Origin of the sequence: Phyllobacterium zundukense, assembly GCF_002764115.1 — a bacterium.
Taxonomy (GTDB): domain Bacteria; phylum Pseudomonadota; class Alphaproteobacteria; order Rhizobiales; family Rhizobiaceae; genus Phyllobacterium; species Phyllobacterium zundukense.
The window spans coordinates 264,484-280,395 of the sequence record NZ_CP017943.1 but is presented as its reverse complement, the minus strand read 5'-3'; the positions used below and the strand labels follow the sequence as shown (position 1 = coordinate 280,395).

At 57.5% G+C, this 15,912-nt stretch carries 12 protein-coding genes and 1 pseudogene; 3 read left to right on the top strand and 10 right to left on the bottom strand.

Annotated elements, in window-relative coordinates; translation table 11 throughout:
- Window positions 1–10 precede the first annotated feature (10 nt).
- The 7 genes from BLM14_RS26990 to BLM14_RS26960 all read right to left on the bottom strand — a co-directional run bounded on the left by BLM14_RS26990 (window position 11) and on the right by BLM14_RS26960 (window position 7,985).
- Window positions 11–1,267, bottom strand: a complete 1,257-nt coding sequence (locus BLM14_RS26990) for an ABC transporter substrate-binding protein (RefSeq protein WP_100003150.1) — start codon at window positions 1,265–1,267, stop codon at window positions 11–13.
- A 41-nt stretch (window positions 1,268–1,308) separates the two neighbouring features.
- A complete protein-coding gene (locus BLM14_RS26985; RefSeq protein ID WP_100003149.1) occupies window positions 1,309–2,142 on the bottom strand; it encodes a carbohydrate ABC transporter permease in 834 nt (277 codons plus the stop codon).
- Window positions 2,139–3,092: a carbohydrate ABC transporter permease gene (locus tag BLM14_RS26980; protein ID WP_100003148.1), complete on the bottom strand. Its 954-nt coding sequence runs from the start codon at window positions 3,090–3,092 to the stop codon at window positions 2,139–2,141. The genes BLM14_RS26985 and BLM14_RS26980 overlap by 4 nt, the downstream gene beginning before the upstream one ends.
- Window position 3,093: 1 nt before the next feature.
- Window positions 3,094–4,242 carry an ABC transporter ATP-binding protein gene (locus BLM14_RS26975; protein WP_100003147.1) on the bottom strand — a complete coding sequence of 383 codons (1,149 nt, stop codon included), beginning with the start codon at window positions 4,240–4,242 and terminating at the stop codon, window positions 3,094–3,096.
- Window positions 4,243–4,312: 70 nt separating this feature from the next.
- Window positions 4,313–5,137: a MurR/RpiR family transcriptional regulator gene (locus BLM14_RS26970; protein ID WP_100003146.1), complete on the bottom strand. Its 825-nt coding sequence runs from the start codon at window positions 5,135–5,137 to the stop codon at window positions 4,313–4,315.
- 149 nt (window positions 5,138–5,286) lie between these two features.
- Complete coding sequence (locus BLM14_RS26965) at window positions 5,287–6,459, bottom strand: MFS transporter (protein WP_100003145.1); 1,173 nt, start codon at window positions 6,457–6,459, stop codon at window positions 5,287–5,289.
- A 536-nt stretch (window positions 6,460–6,995) separates the two neighbouring features.
- Complete coding sequence (locus BLM14_RS26960) at window positions 6,996–7,985, bottom strand: threonine/serine dehydratase (protein WP_100003144.1); 990 nt, start codon at window positions 7,983–7,985, stop codon at window positions 6,996–6,998.
- A 108-nt stretch (window positions 7,986–8,093) separates the two neighbouring features.
- On the opposite strand from BLM14_RS26960, the pseudogene BLM14_RS32835 reads away from it, so the two are divergent.
- Both BLM14_RS32835 and BLM14_RS26955 read left to right on the top strand, forming a co-directional pair.
- Window positions 8,094–8,339 (top strand): annotated as a pseudogene (locus BLM14_RS32835) (GntR family transcriptional regulator); the annotation flags it as partial.
- A 159-nt stretch (window positions 8,340–8,498) separates the two neighbouring features.
- Complete coding sequence (locus tag BLM14_RS26955) at window positions 8,499–9,212, top strand: aminotransferase-like domain-containing protein (protein ID WP_237143713.1); 714 nt, start codon at window positions 8,499–8,501, stop codon at window positions 9,210–9,212.
- A gap of 852 nt (window positions 9,213–10,064) precedes the next feature.
- On the opposite strand, the gene BLM14_RS26945 is transcribed toward BLM14_RS26955, so the two are convergent.
- Together BLM14_RS26945 and BLM14_RS26940 are read right to left on the bottom strand one after the other, a co-directional pair.
- On the bottom strand, window positions 10,065–11,867 hold the full coding sequence (locus tag BLM14_RS26945) for an NAD(P)/FAD-dependent oxidoreductase (RefSeq protein ID WP_100003141.1): 1,803 nt from the start codon (window positions 11,865–11,867) through the stop codon (window positions 10,065–10,067).
- Between the two features lie 68 nt (window positions 11,868–11,935).
- Window positions 11,936–13,012 carry a 2,3-butanediol dehydrogenase gene (locus tag BLM14_RS26940; protein ID WP_100003140.1) on the bottom strand — a complete coding sequence of 359 codons (1,077 nt, stop codon included), beginning with the start codon at window positions 13,010–13,012 and terminating at the stop codon, window positions 11,936–11,938.
- A gap of 196 nt (window positions 13,013–13,208) precedes the next feature.
- On the opposite strand from BLM14_RS26940, the gene BLM14_RS26935 reads away from it, so the two are divergent.
- Window positions 13,209–13,712, top strand: a complete 504-nt coding sequence (locus BLM14_RS26935) for a helix-turn-helix domain-containing protein (RefSeq protein WP_100003139.1) — start codon at window positions 13,209–13,211, stop codon at window positions 13,710–13,712.
- Here the strand turns inward: BLM14_RS26935 and BLM14_RS26930 are convergent.
- Window positions 13,709–15,619, bottom strand: a complete 1,911-nt coding sequence (locus BLM14_RS26930; protein WP_100003138.1) for a sigma-54-dependent Fis family transcriptional regulator — start codon at window positions 15,617–15,619, stop codon at window positions 13,709–13,711. The two genes, BLM14_RS26935 and BLM14_RS26930, sit on opposite strands and share 4 nt — an antisense overlap.
- Window positions 15,620–15,912 lie beyond the last annotated feature (293 nt).

Below are 15,912 nucleotides of genomic sequence, written 5' to 3'. Positions count from 1 at the left end.
GAGGAGTGGATCAGTTGGTCTTCGGCAGAAGGGCGCGAACCTGGGACGCCATGTCCGCGAGAGCGGCTTCCGGCTGCTTGGAGCCGAGCGCGATGGCCGTCATTTCGTCGCGTAGGACCTCGCCGATCTGAACACCGTTATCGCCAGGCCAGGAGAACCACGGGCGAGCGCGCGGCGTCTGGAGCACGCTGGTGTACCAGTTGGGATGCTTGTCGTAGAAGGCGCCGAGATGATCCTTGTCGAGCGCAAGCGTGTTGGTCGGCATGTAGCCGGTATTCGGCACGACAATGCTCTGGCCTTCAGGACTTGTGGCGAACTTGACGTACTCCCAGGCAGCGGCGCGCTTGGCGGGATCGTCGGTCAGGACTACTGCAACCATGCCGCCCGTCGGCATTGTCGCATCTTCAACGCCGAGCGGCTGCTTGGCCGTGCGCAGTTTGAACCGGTCTCCAATTTCACCTTCGAAACCGCTCACACTACCGGCAGAGGCGAAGAAGAAGCCAAGCTTGCCGGAGGTGAAGAGTTGCCGGGCGGCGCGGGAGTCGATCGCCGGCTGAGCGCCATCGGTATGGAACCGCTTGAACAGCTTGACCGCGGCCTGGCCGGCAGGACCGTCAAAAGCGATGTCGCTTTCCTTGTCGTTCATCATCTGGCCGCCGAAGTTCCGCACCAGGTTCTGCGTGGTCCAGTCGTCCGAGCCAAGCTGATAATACATGCCGGACGTTCCGTCGCCGAGCGCTCCGATTTTGCCGGCGAGCGCAACAAAGCTGTCCCAGTCGGCCGGGATCTTGTCGGGATCGCCACCCGCCTGCTTCACAAGATCGGCATTGTAATAAACGACCGGCGTCGACATGGCGAAGGGAAGACCGTAGAGATGGCCGTCGATCGTTGCGAGAGACAGGACCTGCTCCGTATAACCCTTTTTGGCCAGGTGGTCCGCGGCAACGAGATCATCGATGGGCTTTACGAGGCCACGCGCGACGAGCGGACGCAGCACGTTGAACCCGACATAGTGAACGTCCGGCAACTCGCCCGCCATGCTCTGGCGGATCAACGCCTGGACAGCTTCATCATAGCTGGGTGCAGCGGCACGGAAGTTGATCTTGATGTCCGTATGGTCCGCCATGAAGCGATCGGCGATCGGCTTGTGGATGACTTCGTGTTCGGGCCAGGCGTAGTACACGTCGAGTTTCGTTTCGGCTTGCGCCGGCAGGGCTGCTAGGGCGACAGTGATGCCGGCAGCAAGGATCATGGCAAGTGTTTTCACATTGCTCTCCTAAGGTTTGAGAATTAGGTTGGAAAACGGAGTTAGTGTCGGACGAGCACCAGGCCCCGGATAAAGTGCTTCTGCATGAGAAGAAAAAGACCGACCAAGGGCGCGGTCACGAGAACGCCCCCGGCCATCAGCGCACCGACATTTCCGGCGCCCTCGCCCGCCTGCCGGAAATAGGCAATGCCGAGCGACGGCGTCATCATGTCGGGATTGGTCGTCACCACCAGGGGCCAATAGAGATCGTTCCAATGGGCCACGAGGGAGAAGATCGAGAAAGAGGCGACGGCTGGCCACGCTGCAGGCAGCATGATCCGCCAGGCGATCGAAAGTTCGCTGAAACCGTCGAGGCGTGCTGCGTCCAGCACCTCGTCGGGAAAGGTCACAAAGAACTGCCGGAAGAGGAAGATGGCAAACACCGAGATGATCCAGGGCAGCACCAGCGCAGCGTAGCTATTGAGCAGCCCGGATTTCGCGAGCGCTATGTAGATCGGGATCGTCGGTATTTGGACCGGCACCAGGAGACCGACAAGGACGGCCCCTAAGAGGATCGGGCGGCCGGGAAAGGAAAGTTTGGCGAGCGCATAACCACAAGGAATGGCAACCGCGATCTGCAGCACAAGAATTGCGAAGCAGACGACGATGCCGTTCCCCATGAATCGCAGGAGCGGAATGGCCGAAAGTGCGTTGCCGTAATTGTCGATTGCGCCACTGAGCGTCGGGACCGGCAGGAGGCTGCCGCTGAATATCTCGCTCTGCGGCGTCAGCGAGGCCAGTAGCATCCATAAAAAAGGGAAGACCATGACGATCGCGCCAGTTGTCAGTATGGCGTGCGAGGCAAGGCGGGAGGCCGGAGACTGCGTGATGATCATGACCGGCCTCCATTGGTTTTAGAGCGACCCCGGCGCTCGGAAACACGCATCTGGACGAGCGACAGGATGGTGACGAAGACGAAGAAAGAAACGGCGATTGCCGACGCATAGCCCACTCGAAAGTAGCGGAAGCCTTCTTCATAGAATGTGTAGAGAATGACGGACGTGGACTTCATCGGCCCGCCCCCTGTGAGAACAGCGACCGTCTCGAACACCGAAAAGGCGCGGATGATTGTCATCACCGTGACGAACAGCGTCACCGGCGCCAGCATCGGCCAGGTCACGAGCAAAAAGCGTTTCCATCCATGGTCTGCCCCATCAATCGCTGCGGCTTCGTAGAGTTCCTTTGGAATGGTCGAAAGACCGGCAAGGAAGAGGATCATGTTGAAACCCACCAACTGCCAGATGCCGATCGCCGCGAGCGAATAGATGGCCGTTGCCGGATCGGACAGAAACCTGACGGGAGAGGCTCCGAAAAGCTGCAGCAGGGTATTTGCGAAACCGAGACTGGGATGGAGGATTGCTTCCCAGGCGGTTGCAAGCGCCACCAGGGTCGCTGCCACAGGCAGAAAGTACGCTGTGCGATAGAGTGCCGCAAACCGAGATTGGGCGATCAGGAGAGCGACCAAAAGCCCCCATCCAATAGAGGTCGGCACGACCACAAGCACATAAAGCGCGGTGTTGCGCAAGCTCTGCGCAAAGCCGGGGTCGGTCAGCATGCGCGTATAGTTGGCAAGCCCGACAAACCGGGCACCGGCAAGACCGAGCGAAGCGTCTGTGAACGACAGAAAGAAGACGAGAATGGCAGGGCCGATCACAAGAGCGGCAATCAACAACGTCGCGGGCAGAGCCAGAATGACGCCCGCGCGAGCCTGGGCACGCGCGTAAAGATCGTGGGTTGAGGCGTTATCAGCCAAGGAACGGATCGGGATATCGTCGACCACGGCCATCTCAAGCCGCCCTGCTGTGGTCGCGACGCTGGCGGGACCCGTTAAAGGGGAAGAACCATGCCTTGTCCTGATCGATGCTCAGTCCGAGGGTCTCCCCGCCTCGCATCGCATGAGCGCGTTCAGCCGCGATCCGAACGACGAACTGCCCACCCGCGCTAGCCTCGGCAAAGACATAAGCATCGGTCCCAGCGTGCTCGATGCGTGCGACTTGAACCGGCAGCACGCCCGGCTCATTTGCGCCAACCAGGAACGCATGTTCCGGCCGGAAAGCCAGCGTGCCAGCCTCCCCGGATCCGAGCGCATCGCGAATAATGATCCTGTTGCCACCGATCATCAGCCCGCCGCCGATCGGTGCGGTCACAGCCAACTCATTCAGGAATGGCTGGGCCAGGAACCGGGCAACATCGAGATCGACAGGTTCGCGATAGAGATCGGCGGGGCTTGCGACTTGGCGGATCTCACCGCCAAACATGATGGCGACGCGGTCCGAAAGCGCTGCCGCCTCAGCCTGGTCGTGGGTCACGAATATCGTCGTCGTTCCCATTTCCCTATGGAGCCGAGCGATCTCGCCACGCGTATGGATGCGCAGCGCTGCATCGAGGTTCGCCAGCGGTTCGTCCATCAGGAAGATTTTCGGGTTGCGCACCATGGCGCGACCCAAAGCCACACGCTGGCGTTGTCCACCCGAAAGTGCTGCCGGCCGGCGGTCGAGCAGCGCGTCGAGCTTGAGCAACGCCGAGGTCTGGCGGACCCTCTCTTCGATCGAGCGGTTGCGTTGGCCAGCTCCGGGCAGCAGAGCGCCGATCACCGGAAGACGTTCAAAGCCCGTCAGTTCGCGCATGATCAGCGGGGCTGCGATATTGTCGTAAACGCTGAGATGCGGATAAAGCGCATAGCTTTGGAATACGAAGGCCAGCTCGCGATCCTTCGGCGCGATAGCGTCCAACCCCCTGCCCCCTGCACGCACATGGCCGTGATCCGCGCGCTCCAGTCCAGCTATGATGCGCAGAAGGGTGGATTTGCCGCAACCGGACGGCCCGAGCAGGGTCAGAAATTCCCCTGCGGCAACCCTTAAAGAGATGCCGCGCAGCACATCCGTCGCGCCATAGCGCTTGCTGATTTTGTCAATGTGGAGGTCCAAAGCTGCCATTCCAGTTCCTTCGGTTGGGGCAGCTTTAATGGTGTATTATTTCATATTGATGACAATATGGAGTTTAGTTTCATTTTCCAGACAATTCCTCAATCGCTTTTCCGAGCGCCAGCATCAGGCTTTCGATCACGAAGATCTTTCCGACCATCGGGGTCAGCGTGCCGCCGATCGGGCGGTCATGAAGACCAGATGCCTGCAGAGTGAAGTCCGCTGCCTCACTTAGCGGACTGCGGGCGCGGTTGGTGATCGCAACGGTCACTGCCCCCGCTGAGCGGGCGCCTTTCAGAAATTGCACGGTATCAACCGACAGACCGGAGATCGAGCAACCGATCGCCACGCATCCCGGGCCAAGTCCATTGGCGACTTCATGCGCCATGTTGGAGTTTTTGAACGCCACCGCCGTAAGTCCAACCCGCAAGAGCCTGTAGGCGAGCAGTTCTGCCGTTACGCCGGACATCCCTGCTCCGTAGAGATCAATCCGTCTGCTTGCCGCAAGCACCGCGGCGACCTTCTTGAGGGTTTCGAGATCGGCATTGCTGTGTGCGATGCCGAGGTTTTGTACCATGGTGTCATGGAGCGATAGCAGGGCGCTGTCCGCATTTTCAGGACCAGCGGTAGGCAGTCCCGGACGGCCAATCTCTCCAGCCAGCGCCAACTTGAAATCGCGAAAGCCGGAAAAGCCTATCTGCCGGCAAAGCCGCACTATGCTTGCTTCACCGCTTCCCGCGAATTCACCCAACTCTGCGACCGATTGGTGCAGCACCTTTTCGGGGTTTTCCAAAATGTACTTGGCAATGCGAGCAAGCGCATTCGGCAGACGATCGATCTCCTCCTGCAAGTGAGCCAGGATGCTCTCGTGCCGTGCCGCTGTCATTGCTGGCGGGTTAATGCTCATTGCCAAAATACCTGTTCCTTGTAAGGCCGAAGAAAACAAAAGCCGTTTTCCTAAAAAGCCGAGAATGCTCCCTACGAGTTAGCATGGTCGGTCCCAATAATTCCCCTTCAAAATTTGCCTGGGACGCATTTGCGGAGCCGTAGCCGCAATCAATGTCCTTCTCCAGTCGCAGGCGCGCCATCAACCTGTTCCTGCTTCAACACTGGAGCCAGGGCTGCAGCCAACACGGCAGAAACCCCAACCACGAAAAAGCAGACGCGCAAGCTAGTGGCTTCCGCAAGCAGTCCGATCGCGGGAGGCCCGAGGACCATGGCGCCATAGGCGAAGGTTGCGACGGAGGCGATCGCCCGGCCTGGCGGCACATGACGGTCCGCGGCTGCCCGACTGAAGGCAAGCGGAATGAGGGCAGCGTAGCCGACCCCCATGAGCACGAAACCCAGCAGGACAAGCGGTAAGGTGTCGGAGGCGACGATTAGGAAAATTCCAATGGCGGCCGAGTATCCGCTCAGCCGTGCAACGGCGGCTGGCCCCAAGCGCGAGACGAGGAAATCCGCAGCGAGCCTCATGATCACCATAGCGGCGGAAAAGCCCGCGTAGCCCAGCGCGGCGTGCGCCTCCGCCGTTCCGACAACATCGTGCAGGTAGACGGCGCTCCAATCGGCAGCAACGCCCTCGCCCAACCCGGAAGCAAGCGCAATGAACCCTACAAGAAGGAGAGTGCAGTTAGGTAGCGCGAAGCTGACCGCTCCCTTCCGCTTCGGCCGGGTGGTAGACGGCCAATCGAACCGGAGAAGCGGTCCCAGAAGGGCGCCGGCGACGACCGCGGTGAAAGCGAAATGGATGTGCAGGGGTGCCTCGGCATGAGCGGCAAAATAGCCGCTCGTTGCGCCGAGCCCTGCACCAAGGCTCCACATCGCATGGAACGACGACATCACTGGCCGCCCCATGTGTTTTTCCACTTCGCTCGCCCAGCTGTTCATCGTCACATCCATAGAACCATGGCACATTCCGAAGAAGAAAAGCGCGACCCCCAGCAGCGGCAACGTTGGGGCGAAACCAAGCAAGACGATCGAAATCAGGAATGCGGCCGCGATCCTTCGGGTCACTCGCACAGCACCCAAACTATCGGACATCCGGCCGGCAAGCGGGAACGAAATGAGCGCGCCCAGCCCCAGAAGCAGCAACAGCGCTCCGAGGCCCGCCTCGTCAAGATCAAAGCGCGTCATCACGGCTGGGACGCGAGAGGCCCAGGTTCCGAACAAGACACCGTTCAAGACAAATGCCGCAGCGACACTTCGCCAAGGAGTGAGCAGACTGGACATTGTCTCCAGAAGAACGTTGGCGCAGTCGGCCGCCTGGCCGATTTGCGAGTTGCTGATCCAGAGTCAATGGAGTTCGATTGAACGGAGAGCTCCCGTGCCTCCCGATGCTCTGTGTTAGCGGCAGCCTTTAACGGTGTTTTATTTCATTTTGATGACATTGTGGAGCCTGGCTCCACAAACGAAGATCGCCTCGGAGAAGCAATGGGCTCGGCAAACGATCCTCTTACTCGCTTTGCGAGCCTGCAAGCGCTTCTCGGTCGCATCGCTACCGCACATCTGTGCAAAAAGCACTGAAAGTCGAAGGGCTACTGTAAAGTCACTTAGCCGGCAGACATGTGCACGCCGACCAACCCAAATCACGCGCTAAGCAAGTTAGTGTCGCAGCATACTGGTGGCTCACAACCAACGATTCCTGCGATTGGTCGAGCGCTGCATCCCGAGGCTGGCGGCGTGAGAATGAGCTGGTCGAAGATGAAAGCACCATCGGCAAACGGGCCCGATGACGCGCCCGATGTCCGTGCACTCAACAGCGGTGATCAAAGAAGACTTTTCAGCGTCTTTGGACTGATGCGGGATCCGCAAATGACGAGAACAACTGTCTTGCCCTCGAAGCGTGCAGGATCATGCTCTGCGGCTTCGAGCAGAGCAGCGATGGCAAGTCCTGCTGACCCTTCCAGAAGATGGTTGTCGTTCTCGATGTACAGCCGCATCGCGGCCTTCGTGGCCTCCTCCGAAAGGAGATGCCATTCGTCAACGAGCCGAGTGACCAATGGAAGGGTGATGGCATCCTCTTCCATGCCCCCGGCGCATCCGTCAGCAATCGTTGGATCAGCCTCGAAAACCACAACCTTGCCAGCCTGGATTGATGCATACATCGCATGATCGGCTTGTGGGGAGCATGCGCAGACCCGAAGTGTCTGACCAATTCCCTTCAGGTATCCGGCAATGCCGCTGAGCAGTCCGCCGCCTCCGACCGACAGGAATAACTCGTCGACCTGGCCAATCTGTTCCATCAACTCCTTGCCGATCGTCCCCTGCCCGCCAATAATTGCCGGGTCATTATAGGGGGAAGCGAACGTGAGACCGCGCTCATTCGCGAAAGCGCGGGCGTGGATTTCGGTTTGTCCGCTGTCTTTCGAGTAGAAGCGAACCTCTGCACCAAGTCCGCGGACTGCATCTATCTTAACGGACGAGGCGTTCTCCGGCATGAAGATTAGGCTTTTTGCTCCGAACGCATTCGCAGCATGTGCTACAGCAGCGCCATGGTTGCCTGTAGAAGCAGCGACAATCCCCCTGGCACGCTCGGCTTCTGACAACGAGGCGATCTTGTTCACGGCCCCGCGCGCCTTGAAGGAACCAGAAACCTGAAGCTGTTCAAGCTTGAAGAAAACGTTCGCTCCAGTACGGCTGCTGAAGTAGGTGGACCGTTGTAGAGGGGTGCGGTGAATATGGCCGGCGACCCGGGTATGTGCAGTTTCCACGAGGGCGGGAATGTCACTTACCGCAAGAGCTTGAGCTTCAGTCACCGTTCGGTCCTTTCTTTAAGAAGTTCGCGCTGGACACCATGTCAGAGAGCCCTTGCGTTGAAAGAGTCCAGTTTTTAAGAAAGTGGTATCATCGGCTTCTGCAGATGGATGCCATTTTTGAGCGTGCAGTTCTTAGTAATGGATGGAGGGATCGTGGTGCGTTCTGAAGGACTGGTGCGAGTGTTGTCTTTTCTTGGCGACTGGAGCAGACCCGGTGAGCCACTTTACAAGAGTCTCGCCGGCGCCATTGAGGCTTGCGTGGTGCGGAAGGAGATGATTCCTGGCGACCGATTGCCTTCGGAGCGAGAGCTCGCTGCAGGGCTTGGTATCAGTCGAACCACCGTCTTGCGAGCGTTCCTGCATTTGAAAGAAAGTGGCATAGTCGTGGGACGAAAGGGTAGTGGGACGCGGGTCGCTGGCGCCCCTGGCGCGAAGGTTTCTTTGTCCAGGGACGTGCGCGCAGCCTCGCGACTGGCACCCGGGGGCCAAAAGGCATCATCAGGAACAGTTGACTTGTCCATAATTGCGCCTGAAGCTCCAACGGCTTTCGCTCAGATCATCGCTGATCAGGCAGCTTTCCTGCTCGCAGAGAGGGATTACCATCCCCAGGGCCTGCCCCAGCTTCGAATGCTGATCGCGAGCCGCTACGACAATGCCGGGCTCCCTACAACACCTGAGCAAATAATCATTACGACGGGTGCGCAGCAGGCCATTAGCCTGGTAGCCGCGGCGGAGCTATCCCGTGGTGATCGGGTCTTGATCGAAGATCCAACATACCACGGTGCAATCGACGCCTATTCGCTCGCTGGAGCGCGCCTCGTGGGGGCACCATTGGGACGCTTTGGCTTGAGCCCAAGTGTAACGAGGCATATGGTCCTCTCGATATCGCCCCGTCTGCTCCATGTAACTCCCAACCACCAAAATCCAACGGGAGTGGTCTACACCTCCGATGTGCGCGCAGAGTTAGCTGAGATTGCTGACGAGACGGGCCTAACGGTGCTTGAGGATGACACCCTAAGCGAATTGTGGTTCGACAAGGAACCGCCACCGCCCCTGGCATCTTGGAGCAGAAAGGATCGCGTGGTCACGGTCGGTTCGTTCAGCAAGACCCTCTGGGCCGGGCTTCGCGTTGGCTGGCTTCGTGTTCCCCCTCGAGAAGTAGGCCGTTACGTTACGATCAAGACAGCTGCAGACTCGTCAGCGCCGGCAGCACTATTGATTCCTTGATCCGAGCAAGAGTGGCACATCTCCGATCCGCACGAGATGTCATGTCAAAGTTGCTGCGCCAACACATACCAGACTGGACTTTTGTGCGGCCAGGCGGCGGTGCCTTCCTTTGGGTCGATGTGGGAGGTGTAAACACAGCTGCTTTTCAGCAGCTAGCGTTGAGGCAAGGTGTCCTGTGTACCGACGGTGATCTTCTATCGCCTACCCGCAGCGTGCTCCACCACCTACGCTTGGCATTCGATCAACCCGTCGAGAGCCTCGAACTTGGTGTAAAGCGGTTGGCGGCAGCAATGGCGAATTCGGTGCGTAGTAAATAATCGCGCTTCGCTTGACACTATTCACGTGTTGATCTCCACAAGAAGTGACCGGTATAGCAGTGAAACCCCGGGGCTGAACCACGCGCCGCGTGCTGATCAACATTCTCTCTTGCCGCCGTGGCAGTCGTGCAGGAAACGGCCAATTCAAGGGCTGACGCATGCGACCTCCTTGGTTGTTCTTGCCTCAAGTGAGACAAACGCAGTCGCAAGGTAATGCTCGACTTAGGTGACGCTTTACCCTCAAGCGAAGCGATTTCGGGAAGGTTTTGCCTTGAGACAACCACCAGAGGCAGGCCTTTTCAAGCGAGAGCATCTTTGCCTGCATACCAGAACCGGCTTACACAGTTATCTTAGAACATAACTGCCACCTGGGCCGGATTGCAAAGGGGAGAGAGCGGGTCTGGGGAAACAGTTCTTGTTCTGAACCCCGTCTTGATGAACAATCGAATGAATAGGCCCATACCGCTAAAATCGCCGTTGGAAATCCTTTCCCGTGGCACACGCAGTTGCCACGGGACCACGTTTAAGTCTTGGGTCAGGAAAGATGATGCACTTCTTGAAGGCCGTAGACAGGCGTTTCGATACCCTCCATGCGGGCCTTCAGTTGGAGGGATAGGTATTGCGAGTAGTGACGCGATTGATGCAAGTTGCCACCGTGGAACCACAGCGCCTCCTGTTGTGTGGGTTTCCACATATTGCGCTGCTCGCCTTCCCAGGGTCCAGGATCCTTTGTGGTACTGGAGCCAAGTCCCCAGCATTTGCCGACCTTGTCAGCAACCTCTTTCGAGATCAGATCGGCCGCCCAGCCGTTCATTGAACCATAGCCCGTTGCGTAAACAATCAGATCAGCCTCGAGTTCACGTCCGTCTTCCAGCACGATCCCATTCTCATTAAGTTCGCGGACATTTGCACCGCTAATGAGCTTGATCTTGCCATCGGCGACGAGGTCGCAGGCGCCGACGTCAATATAGTAGCCCGAACCACGGCGCAGATACTTCATGAACAGGCCAGAATCATCATCGCCGAAATCAAGCATGAAACCTGCTTTCTCCAGTCGCCTGTAGAAATCGGCGTCCTTTTCGCGGATCTTGTTGTAGATTGGGATCTGGAACTCATGCATGATGCGATAAGGCAGCGACGCGAAGATGAGATCGGCTTTGCGTGTCGTCATTCCGCTGGCCACGGCGCGTTCGGAATAAAGATCACCAAGGCCGATTTCCATCAGCGAATCTGATTTGACAATATGTGTCGATGAGCGCTGCAGCATGGTCACGTCAGCCCCGACTTCCCACAGCGCCGCGCAGATATCGTGGGCCGAGTTATTGGATCCAACAACCACAACCTTTTTGCCCGTATAAGCTTCTGGCCCCGGATGCTGGGATGAATGCTGTTGTTCGCCCTTGAACACATCGATCCCCTTGAACTTCGGCCAATTGACCTTGCCGGACATGCCTGTCGCCAACACCAGCTGTTTTGGTCGCAGCACAATTTCCTCGCCTTCGCGCTCGACGACAACCGTCCATTCGCCACTGACTTCGTCGAACTTGGCGGATTTGCAGACCGTAGAACTCCAGTAATTCAGCTCCATGACCTTTGTGTACATCTCCAGCCAATCCCCGATCTTGTCCTTCGGCGCAAAGACCGGCCAGTTGTCCGGAAACGGGATATAGGGGAGATGATCGTACCAGACCGGATCATGGAGGCAGAGCGACTTGTAACGCTTTCGCCAGCTGTCGCCGGGGCGTTCATTCTTCTCGACGATGATCGTCGGCACCCCAAGCTGGCGCAGGCGGGCACCAAGCGCAATACCGCCCTGCCCGCCGCCAATGATGACGCAATAAGGCTGGTCCGAATAGCCAAGTTCGGCAGCCTCTGTTTCGCGCTTCTCCTTCCAGGTCTTGCGATTTGGCTTGCTGCCATGTTGTGCGCCGAGGGGGCGCAAGAAACCTTTGGGTTCCTCGTGTCCTTTGAGTTCCGACATTGTCGTCAATAATGACCAGATCCGGCCGTTCTTCAGGCGGATGTGGCCATAGCCCCTGGCGGCATCTGTCTCGAACTCGATCCAACCCTGGACGACACCGTCGTCCTCGGTGGCGACTTCCTTCAAGTCCTGCCGCAGGTCTCGCGGTTTGATATGCACAAGCTGATCGGAGAGCATGTCCCTGATCTGGTTGTGTCCTTCGAGCGTCTTAATGTTCCAGGTGAACGTTACAAGATCGCGCCAGTAACAATCGTCCTGAAACAGATTAGCAGCCGCATCGACATCATTATTAGCAAAGGCTCTTTCGAGCTTGCCAAGGACGGTCTCAACTTTCTGGTGGGGGCTGTCGTCAAGCATGAAATCTCCTCCATCTGCTTGCATGTCAATCGTTGATCGGGGTGCAGGCTCCTCTTCCGCAATCCCGGCTATGCAGTCATGTCGATCAGAATCTTCAGATGCTTGCCCGCGGGATCAAGCAGGGTTTCAAAGCCTTCCGCCACAGCTTCATTAAGGGTGATGCGTTTGGTGATGACCTTGTTGGCGGGCAAAAGCCCAGAACCAATCAACCGGATCACACGGGGCCAATAATGGGTGGGATAAGCCCAGGATCCGCGAAGGTCGATGTCCTTGAACGTGACTTGAAACCAATCGAGCGGGTTCTCGTGGGGATGCAGTCCCGTCTGTACGACGACCCCTTGTTTGCGCACGGCATCGGTGCAGGCTTTTAACGCATGTTCATTGCCAACGCACTCGATTGCTACATCACAGCCGACGCCACCTTCTGTCTTGGAGCGTACGACGTCGCCAACCGTTTCGCGCACGGGGTTGATTGTAACGACATCGGGCAAAATGGTCCTTGCGAGGTGAAGCCGCGTATCGTTGATGTCCGACAAGAAAAGCTGTGCTGCGCCTGCCGCGCGGGCCGCCAGCAGCGTCAGCACACCGATGGGTCCAGCTCCAGTAACCAATACGCTGCTTCCAGCGGCCACACCGCCGCGGTCACAGGCATAGACCGCGACTGCTGACGGCTCAACGAGAGCCGCTTCCTCATCGGTCATTTCATCGGGGATATTCTGAACATTGTATTCGTTGAGCAGAGCGTATTCCGCCATGCCGCCTGACTGCCAGCTCAAACCTGCAAGTGCGAGATCTGTGCTGAGGTGGAACAGGCCCCGATCGGCAAAATAATCGCCAGAGCGGGGCATGATCAGCGGCTGCACGGACACGCGGTCTCCCGGCTTGACTGATGTGACGCCCTCACCCACCGCCTCAACAACTCCGCCAAATTCGTGGCCGAGCACCTGTGGGCCGCTGGTCCCGGTGAAGGGATGCGGTTCAACCGGAATGAAAATTGGGCCCGACACATATTCATGCAGATCAGTGCCGCAGATACCGACAAACGTATTGCGGATGAGAACTTGTCCACTTGGTGGATTCGACGTTGGTTTAGCGATCTCTTCGAGACGCAAATCCTTCGCCGCATGGAAACGCAATGCTTTCATTCATTCCTCCCGGCCCCGGCATCATCGCCAAACGGGGCTGTTGCATTCATTCGTCTTCCCGTGGTCGTCCAATCGCTGCTCGACAATTGGCAATGCTACGATCGCAAGAACTATGCCAAGCACGCGGTATGGCGTTATGTAATTGTTCTAATTATATAAATCGCGGCAGGTTACGCCTTGGGCGGGTGTCTAAGCTGTGGCAGTACAACAGGTGGCGCACCCCATTTTGCAACAGTTGCAACACTGTGCTTTTCCAAAAACCAGGGCTATCAAACAAGCACTGCGTGTGTTCGAGGCAACGATGGAAGAACCCATCAGCATGTTTGAGGTGTCGCAGCGCATTGGAATCACGTGTCGGCAGATGGAGAGGATATTCAAGGAGGAACTGGGCAAATCACCGTTAAGAGTGCGGGATCGCTTAAGGGTTCGCAGAGCAAAACGGTTGCTGCTCGAAACGGATTTGAATTTCACTGAGATCGCTGTCGCTTGCGGATTGCTTGGCACAAAAACACTCAACGGAGCGTTTGCGCGCGAGGAAGAAAATTGCCACGGGAACTTCGGCCTTCACGCGCCAGTGTGTCATCGCATTCCGCGCTCGGACGAGACGCGAATTGACAACAATTCGCCCGTCAGACCAGCGTACAGCAATCGCACATTTTTGATGGCGTTCAAAATTCTGGGGTTCAAGTACAATAGTTAGTGGGCTGGTTTTTGCCGAAGCCGTCGCAACTGTCTATGCACCGTGGACCGGTCAACGCCGAGCAAACGAGCGGCCGCCGAAATGTTTCCACCTGAGGATGCAAGAGCCTCCGTAAGGCGTAAAGACAGGCCATCGCCAGATGACAATGTTGAATTGGATAAAGGTTTGAACGCGGGACGATGAAAGTGGTCGGGTAGATCAACAGGCTCAATGACGCCGTTTTCGCAAAGCGCGGAAGCAACATCAAGGACGTTAAAGAGTTCGCGGACATTACCGGGCCAAGTGTACCGTTTGAGCAGCAATCTTGCTTCTGCACCAAGCTTGGGGCTAATCCCGGCGCTCGACTTGCATTTCTTGAGCACCTCATCCAGCAACCACTCGAAGTCGCTGCGGTCTCGCAACGCAGGCAGTGACAGGGTAGCCGCGTTCAGCCTGTAGAACAGATCCTCGCGAAATCTTCCTTGCGCGACAAGCTCGGCCAGGTTGCGGTGGGAAGCGGACAGAACACGAATATTCACCGGCTTCGGTCGGGAAGCACCAAGTGGCAGAACCTCGCGCTCGGCCAATGCCCGCAGCAGGCGGCTCTGCAATCCCAAAGGCATATCACCAATCTCGTCCAGGAAGAGCGTCCCGTCATCCGCTTCTTCGATAAGGCCCTTGCGGCCTTTTGCCAGTGCTCCGGTAAATGATCCAGGAACATAACCGAACAGTTCGCTCTCGATAAGTTGTTCGGGCATGGCCGCGCAGTTTACCGCGATGAAGCGACCCTTCGCACCGCCGCTGTCGTGGATTGCGCGCGCGAGGTACTCCTTGCCCGTTCCGGTCTCGCCCTGGATCAAAATCGGCAGCGATTTGTCAGCGAGTTTGGCGGCCTTTGCCTGCAGGGCGGCCAGTTGCGGATCGCCGCCACTTAAGCGTCGCAGCGAGGCCGGTATTTTTTCCGGTATCGCCTGTGGGCCGCGATACCTGTAATTTGGCTCGATCGCATGCGCAAACAGGATGTTGCCGTCGCGAGCAAATACCAGTCTGTCCTCTGATGGACGCGTACGGGTAAGATCACCCAGATCATCAACATCCATGTCGAAGAAACGCGAAACAGGCTGTCCAATCAAACTATCGGGCTGACGCCAATCGAGACCGGACGCCCGCGCCAATATCTTTGCTCCGTCATGCGTCACGCCAATAATGCGCCCTCGCCCGTCGATCGACACCGCAGCCTCAGGATCGACATCAAGAAATTCCGGAGAGCGGGAAAAGCGCAAAACCCATTCGTTGCGGGTTTGTGCCATAAGATTGGCAAGTTCGATCCGCCTGGCAGTCGCCGTCACAAGATGGAGCGCGAGGTTCTGGCTGGCCTTTATCTGAGGAGACCGTAGAAGCGAGATATCCAACACTGCCGACAACTCGCCCTGTGCATCGTATATAGGAGCGGCAGTGCACGTTAGCGGCGTATGGGTGTTGTCGAAATGATCCGTTTGGTGGATGGTCAAAGCCTCACCGGTCTCTAGGCACGAACCAACCGCGCATGTTCCGGCGCGTTCTTCCGACCATTCGGAGCCTAGATAAAGACCCGACTTGCGCAAGTTGTTGTCAAACAGCGGGTCGCCTAAAAACTCGACTGTCACGCCCTGCCGGTCAGAGAGCAGGAGCACATAATTTTGGCCGGCGACGTGACGAAAAAGGTTCTCGAGCCCCGACCGCGCGATTGCGATCAACTGTTCGGATTGCTGGCGGTGCTCCCGCAGCTGGATGTCCGGAACAATATAGGCTTCACAACTTTGCGCCGGATCGAGCTTGTGCTGCGTGATACAGCGCAGCCATGATTGCACAACGGTCTCATCCCGATTGCTGATGCCCCCCAGACTGACAGCTTCGATCTCGCGAATGTGTTCCGAATGCAAAGACATGAGTTTGCGCGACAAACCTCCCGGCAGATCGCTCTCCCTTCTTTTGGCACGCCCAGTCTGCATGAGTTGACTGGATTGTAAATACAGCCCCAATTTTTAGAAGATTATCTCATCTACGTCCTCGGCAAAGTAACCCGTCGCATTTGCATGCCACAGCCATCTCTTTGAAAGCTCGATAGCGCCGTATTTTAACGTCGGCCATCGGCCGAACAGGGTTCCGCGTGGCCCGTACTGGTTGCCTCGCCAAAGGCAAAGAACCTTGCATCCTCCCATCCTTTGCGGCTTTTGTTGGC